General features: G+C 60.6%; 9 protein-coding genes. All 9 read right to left on the bottom strand.

Going from position 1 to position 6,000, the window contains the following annotated elements:
- Positions 1-215: 215 nt before the first annotated feature.
- The gene (locus AC54T3_RS15240; RefSeq protein WP_496626087.1) at positions 216-458 is read right to left on the bottom strand and encodes a DUF5615 family PIN-like protein; all 243 of its coding nucleotides are present in this window, start codon (positions 456-458) and stop codon (positions 216-218) included.
- A 14-nt stretch (positions 459-472) separates the two neighbouring features.
- The gene (locus tag AC54T3_RS15235; RefSeq protein ID WP_323684746.1) at positions 473-697 is read right to left on the bottom strand and encodes a DUF433 domain-containing protein; all 225 of its coding nucleotides are present in this window, start codon (positions 695-697) and stop codon (positions 473-475) included.
- Between the two features lie 110 nt (positions 698-807).
- Positions 808-993 (bottom strand): hypothetical protein, encoded by a 186-nt coding sequence (locus tag AC54T3_RS15230; protein WP_496626086.1) that lies wholly within the window; start codon positions 991-993, stop codon positions 808-810.
- Positions 994-1,054: 61 nt separating this feature from the next.
- Positions 1,055-1,303 (bottom strand): hypothetical protein, encoded by a 249-nt coding sequence (locus AC54T3_RS15225; RefSeq protein WP_496626084.1) that lies wholly within the window; start codon positions 1,301-1,303, stop codon positions 1,055-1,057.
- The gene (locus AC54T3_RS15220; RefSeq protein ID WP_496626083.1) at positions 1,300-1,566 is read right to left on the bottom strand and encodes a hypothetical protein; all 267 of its coding nucleotides are present in this window, start codon (positions 1,564-1,566) and stop codon (positions 1,300-1,302) included. The genes AC54T3_RS15225 and AC54T3_RS15220 overlap by 4 nt, the downstream gene beginning before the upstream one ends.
- Positions 1,567-1,578: 12 nt before the next feature.
- Complete coding sequence (locus tag AC54T3_RS15215; RefSeq protein WP_496626082.1) at positions 1,579-2,754, bottom strand: restriction endonuclease subunit S; 1,176 nt, start codon at positions 2,752-2,754, stop codon at positions 1,579-1,581.
- Between the two features lie 129 nt (positions 2,755-2,883).
- Positions 2,884-3,150: a type II toxin-antitoxin system RelE family toxin gene (locus AC54T3_RS15210; protein WP_496626081.1), complete on the bottom strand. Its 267-nt coding sequence runs from the start codon at positions 3,148-3,150 to the stop codon at positions 2,884-2,886.
- A gap of 406 nt (positions 3,151-3,556) precedes the next feature.
- On the bottom strand, positions 3,557-5,050 hold the full coding sequence (locus tag AC54T3_RS15205) for a type I restriction-modification system subunit M (protein ID WP_496626080.1): 1,494 nt from the start codon (positions 5,048-5,050) through the stop codon (positions 3,557-3,559).
- A gap of 20 nt (positions 5,051-5,070) precedes the next feature.
- Positions 5,071-5,946, bottom strand: coding sequence for a YicC/YloC family endoribonuclease (locus AC54T3_RS15200; RefSeq protein WP_496626078.1), 876 nt, complete (start codon positions 5,944-5,946; stop codon positions 5,071-5,073).
- Between the last annotated feature and the right edge of the window lie 54 nt (positions 5,947-6,000).

Below are 6,000 nucleotides of genomic sequence, written 5' to 3'. Positions count from 1 at the left end.
GACGATGGCCTCCAGCGTGAAGCGGGCATGGAAGCAGGCGGCGCGAGGATCGCCCGAGATATAGCCTTCCGCCTGGGTCGCGGATGCTTGGATGTCGCGGAAATCGGCGGGCAGGAAGGCGAAGTTGGTCACAAGCAGCCCTCAGACGACCTCGACCAGTGACTCTCCCGAGCTCAACGCAGATTCGATCTCGGGCAGCACCTTCTCGAACCACTCTAACAGGGCCGGTCGCGTCGTATTGCCGACGCGCAGCCACACGACGGTCGCGCCATTCGGGCGCGTCGTGAGTAGGGTGAGAAGTCCTCGTCCTTGGTGACGATGGTCGCGCCCGTCTCACCGGCCTGAGCCCAGATGTCACGATCGCTCGCTTCGATCAAACCGATGTCGTAGACGTGCTGCGCCTCGTGGCCCTTGCTCTCGAGCCACCGAGCTAGAGCCGGCGGCAATTGCGCATCCACTAGAAAGCGCACGATCAGGCGACTCGCAAGACGGGATGGTCGGCTTGGGTCGCCGCGTAGCTCAAGGCTGCGGATATGTCGCCGTCCTCGAGATAGGGATAATCCTCAAGGATCTGCTCTCGTGAGGCTCCCGCCGCGAGCATATCCAGGATGTCTTTGACGCGGACCCGCTGGCCCCGGATGCAGGGGCGGCCTCCGCAGACCTCGGGATTGACGGTGATTCGTGCTAGATCGGTCATGACAGTATCTTCCGGTCGTCATCGTCCATGCGTGGTACGTTCCCCCGCTCCAGCAGCGCACCGAGGTTGTTGTCGTCGGGCGGATGGAGATCGCGGTCGTGGCGGTAGAGTCAGTGGACGATGGCCTCCAGCGTGAAGCGGGCATGGAAGCAGGCGGCGCGAGGATCGCCCCAGATGTGGCCTTCCGCCTGGGTCGCAGACGCTTGGATGTCACGGAACTCAGATGGCAGAAATGCGAAGTTGCTCATCGCGCTCAGACCGTTGAGATGGTGCGCAATGAACTGGCATGGGGTCATCGCTGGGATCGGACACTTTTCATAGTCTGGCAAAGCAGTACATCACAGTCTAGAAAGACCCTCATAGGCCATATCGCTTCGCGAGGTAGGCCAGCTTGGAATCGTCCGTCAGCGCTTGATCACTGAAAGCCCGCTTGGCAAGTCGGCCTTGCCAGCGTTGCGAGAACGGTGGTCTCTCGGTGCGTTGCTGCTCTGGCGGCGGTCGATGAGGAAACTGGCGGATGATCCGGTAGGCGAGTCCCAGATACGCGTTGTCGAGCTGATCGATCTCAGCCTTCAACTGTTCACGACTGATGGTATTTGTGGTCATAGTGGTTGCGCCTCGTGCAGCGCCTGCTCGCGAAAGCGGGCAGGCAGGGAGGTAGACAACTGCTCGTCCGTTTCCAGACAGCCGACGAGACCCGCGTCCTCGAAGACCTCGAGTAGCGATTTTGGCTTGGCAGCGCTCGTGTTGTTCTCCGCCTCGGCTACGCTTGAGCGGTCCTTGATGAAGTCGATGAAATCGAGCACCTCGCGCGCCTTCTCTGGCGGTAGTGTCAGGCTTTTCTGATAGATGGTTTCAGCAAGAGTCATGGCGGCAATCACTCAAAGTTGGCCGTTGAAGGCGCGGGACTGGAGCGAGGCGAACAGGTTGTCGAGTTCGGCGAGGTGGGCGCGGAGGCGGGTCTTCTGGTGTTCGATGGACTCGACGATGGTGGCGAAGTGGTGCTCGATGTCGGTTGGTGGAGCAGGAACAGGCAAAGTCCTGAGTATCTTCAGGTTGATGTTCTTCTGAGCTGACTGTGGTGCCTTTCGCTCCAGAATTTCTCTGAGAAACCAGAATAACCCCTGTACATATTCTACGCGTCCTGGTTTAGGCGATGCGAACCCCACAATGCTGTCTGGGAAGCATGCGTCAAACGTCAGTATCCCGGTGTTAGCAATGTTTGCGGCGATGGTGATGCACAGGGTGCCGGTTGGCCACATCCGGCTCTGCTGCAGCCCTAACTCTGAGTACGTCGCGGTGTAACTTCGTATGTACCCGCCGGAGCCTGCGACTTCTCCTGTTTGAATAAGCGGGTGCAGGCCACCCAGCAAAACAGGATCGTTTCTTGGTCTGTGTTTCGAGACGCCACGATCCAGCGTCCCGAGTTCACCTAACTGTTTTGCCTCCCACCCCTTCGGATTGGTAACCGGATCACCAAACAGCTCAAGAAAGGTCGATTGCAGCAGCCTGTCGAGCTGGGCGAGGGACTCGCGGCGCTTGGCCTGCAAGGCGTCTGCCGTATTCAGAATCGCTGCGATCCGCTTCTGCTCGGCGAGGGGTGGGAGGGGTATACGCTGCCTTAGCAGATCCTGTTTGCGATAGGTGGCTTGGTTCACCCACTGCGTACAGCCGGACTCGAAGATGCGAGACTTCCACAGGTGGTTGAGCCAACGCGTCAGGTAACGACCGTCGAGCAAATCATTCTTAGGACGGAGACGGACGAAGTGGTTAGAGAACACCACCGGCTCGCTGAAACCGTCGAAATGGGCAGACTTTCCGACAAGGTTTGGGCTGTTTGTCGCATTGAATAGAACATCGCCTGGGGTTAGGAAGAGTTCCTCCCGCACGACGTTGCGCGGTACCCGACGCACTTTGGTCCAGTTCCAACTACCATCGGTCTCGACGTTGTTCATCCTTACCTGGGCGACACCCTCAGAGTCTTTTGCCCCGGAGGCGAACCCGGAAGCTGCAGAGCCGATTACACCGCCCAACTCTACGGTCCGGTAGTTCGTCATCCCAGCATCTCCGCCAACGCCCTCCGCACCTCAACAATCTCCTCCTCCAACCGCGCCAATCGCTCCAGAATCATCTGCGGCGGATCGTACTCCACCGCATGGCATCGAACTTTCTTGGTAACGTTTGAATTAGCCATAAACATTCTTGCGATGCCCAACCTTCAAAATCAGGACAACGAGATGATCGTCCTCGATGCGGCAGACGATCCGGTAGTCGCGTATCCGGTAACGCCATAGACCCTGCATCGCATAGCGCAATGCCTTACCATGGCGACGCGGATCATCGTCAACAGCGATACGTTGACGCAAAAAAGCCAGGATGTCGCGCTGTACCGATGGATCAAGGCGTCTCAGTTCTCGACGGGCACGATCGTCCCACTCAATCGTCCAGGTCAAGTCCCTGCTCCAAGTCCGTTTGTCTCCAACGCCGCGCTGGGTTGTGGAGTCGCTCAAGGGCTGTTTCAGCGTCCTGTTGCTCTTCGATGAACTCGAGAATGGCCCGCTGCGCAAGCTCGTCAGGTGTCATCCCGACACGCGTTGCAATGCGGTCAAGCTCAGTTTCAGAGTCTTTTGGGAGTGCGATTGCTAACACGGATGGGCTCCTCATTTGGATTTGCAGCGCTTGTTTTTGGCGCCGATGGGCATGCCGGCCTGCTTCAGACGGGTGAACTGTTCGGCGCGGACTCAGGGGCTACTCATGCGCCATCCTTCGCCCCAGGCGGTTCGAGTACATGCCGCACCTCGGCGAGAATGGCGCGGATACGCTCGAAGAAGGCGTCTGCTGGGCGGGCGATCTCTCCGCTCATGCCAGCATCTCCGCCAACGCCTTCCGCCCCTCAGCAATCTCCTCCTCCAGCAGCGCCAACCGCTCCAGGATCACCGCTGGCGGGTCATACTCCACCGTCTCATACTCGACCTCCTTGTAGCGGTTGATCGACAGGTCGTAGTCGTTTCCGGCGATCTCGGCCTTCGGCACCAGGAAGCTCTGCTCGGTGCGCTTGCGCTCGATCTCGGCCTCGCGGTGCTGCCAGCGAGCGAGGATGTCCGGCAGGTCGCTCTTATCCGGCTGCGGGCTGCGCTTGTCATCGAGTGAGAAGCCATCCGCACGCATGTCATAGAACCAGACCTGGTCGGTGCCGCCTGAGTTGGTTTTGGTGAACAGCAGGATCGCGGTCGAGACCCCGGCGTAGGGCTTGAACACGCCCGACGGCATGCTGATCACCGCATCGAGCCTCTGGTCCTCGACGAGCAGCTTGCGCAGCGCCTTGTGCGCCTTGCTGGAGCCAAACAGCACCCCGTCCGGGACGATGACCGCAGCGCGTCCACCGATCTGCAGCAGGCGCAGGAACAGGGCCAGGAACAGCAGCTCGGTCTTCTTGGTCTTGACGATCTGCAGCAGATCCTTGGCGGTGGACTCGTAGTCGAGACTGCCGGCAAAGGGCGGATTGGCGAGGATCAGCGAATACCGCTCGGCGTCGTCGCCAGCCTCGGTGACCGACTGGGCGAGCGAGTCCTTGTAGCGGATGTCCGGGTTCTCGACCCCGTGCAGCAGCATGTTCATGCTGCCGATGCGCAGCATGGTGCTGTCGAAGTCGAAGCCGTGGAAGGTGCCCTCGTTGAAGCGCCGGCGTGAGCCTGCGCTCTTGTAGATGACCTCGGCGTGGTGATGGCGCAGATGCTCCGAGGCGGCGATCAGGAAGCCTGCGGTGCCGCAGGCCGGGTCACAGATGGTGTCCTTGGGCGTCGGTGCAGTCATCTCCACCATCAGCTGGATGATGTGGCGCGGGGTGCGGAACTGGCCGTTCTGCCCGGCGCTGGCGATCTTGCCGAGCATGTACTCGTAGAGATCGCCCTTGGTGTCGCTGTCGGCCATGTCGATGGCGTCGAGCTGATCGACCACATTGGCCAACACGCGAGGCGTCGGAATCATGAAGATCGCATCGCGCATGTGATGCGAGTAGGTGGAGTCGCCTTCCTCGTCGGTGCCGCCGTTGCGGCCAATGGCCTTGATGAACGGGAAGACCTCGTCCTTGACCGTGGCGAACATCTGCTCCGGCGCGGTCTCCTTGAAGCGCGACCAGCGCAGCTTCGACTCGTAGTTCTGAAAGATCGGCTCCTCGATCGGCTTGCCCGTGCGGGCAGCCTTGCGCTCACGCAGCGTCTGCAGCTCATCGAGGCGCTTGATGAAGAGCAGGTAGGTCAGCTGCTCGACGACCGAGAGCGGGTTGGAGATGCCTCCTGCCCACATGCTGTCCCAGATGCGGTCGATCCTGGACTTCAGTTCTCCTGTGATCACGATTCTCTCCTGCTGATGATCTACTCGATATTCTGCACCTGCTCGCGCATCTGCTCGATCAACACCTTCATGTCGACAGCGGCGCGAGTGACGGCGGTATCGGTGGATTTGCTGCTCAGGGTATTGGCCTCACGGTTGAGTTCCTGCATGAGGAAGTCGAGCCGGCGGCCGATGGGCTCATCGCTGTCGAGGCTGTCGCGGATCTCGGTGATGTGGCTCGCGAGACGATCCATCTCCTCGTCGACGTCGAGCCGCTGTGCGATCAGGGTCATCTCTTGCTCAAGGCGAGTCTCATCGAGCTGATCGCGCACCTCGGCGAGGCGCTCGCCGATGCGCGCACGGATGCCGGCCAGCACCTCAGGCATGCGCCCGCGCACTTCGGCAACACGCTCGAGGAGCTTGTCGCAGCGCTCCAGCAACAGGGTCTTCATGCGCTCGCCCTCGCGCTCGCGCGCTTCGACCAGTGCCATCAGCGCCTGCTCCAGCAGTTCCATCGCAGCACTGCTCAGCGCCTCCAGATCTTTCGGGACCTCTTCCAGCACGCCGGGCCAGCTCATCAGGTCGAACAGATGCGGCGCCGCTGGTTCGCCGATACGGGTGGCGACCTGATCCGCAGCATTGAGCAGGTGCTCGAGCAACACCGTATTGACGCGCAGCTCACCGCCCTGCGCACCCTGCGCGCCGCGCCCGCCCAAGCGCAAGCTGAGATCGATCTTGCCGCGATTGAGCCGTCGGCTTAGAGCCTCACGCACGGCGGGCTCAAGGCCGCGCATGTCATCCGGCAGGCGCAAATGAGGCTCGAGAAAGCGATGATTGACGCTGCGCACCTCCCAAGTCAGCGTGCCCGCCTCGGTGTTGCGATCTTGGCGGGCAAAGGCGGTCATACTTCTAACCATGGGGGGATTCCTGAGCGGTGAATTGGCTTACCCTGATGATACCTGCATTGATCA

It is taken from the genome of Halochromatium sp. NSM3 (genome assembly GCF_059621085.1).
The sequence above is the reverse complement of the archived record's forward strand: the minus strand, read 5'-3'. Positions and strand labels throughout refer to the sequence as shown.

Bases quoted from the DNA above. Each gene is read 5' to 3' on its own strand.
- AC54T3_RS15235 (WP_323684746.1), bottom strand. From the start codon at position 697: ATGACCGATCTAGCACGAATCACCGTCAATCCCGAGGTCTGCGGAGGC.
- AC54T3_RS15230 (WP_496626086.1), bottom strand. From the start codon at position 993: ATGACCCCATGCCAGTTCATTGCGCACCATCTCAACGGTCTGAGCGCG.
- AC54T3_RS15225 (WP_496626084.1), bottom strand. From the start codon at position 1,303: ATGACCACAAATACCATCAGTCGTGAACAGTTGAAGGCTGAGATCGAT.
- AC54T3_RS15220 (WP_496626083.1), bottom strand. From the start codon at position 1,566: ATGACTCTTGCTGAAACCATCTATCAGAAAAGCCTGACACTACCGCCA.
- AC54T3_RS15215 (WP_496626082.1), bottom strand. From the start codon at position 2,754: ATGACGAACTACCGGACCGTAGAGTTGGGCGGTGTAATCGGCTCTGCA.
- AC54T3_RS15200 (WP_496626078.1), bottom strand. From the start codon at position 5,946: ATGGTTAGAAGTATGACCGCCTTTGCCCGCCAAGATCGCAACACCGAG.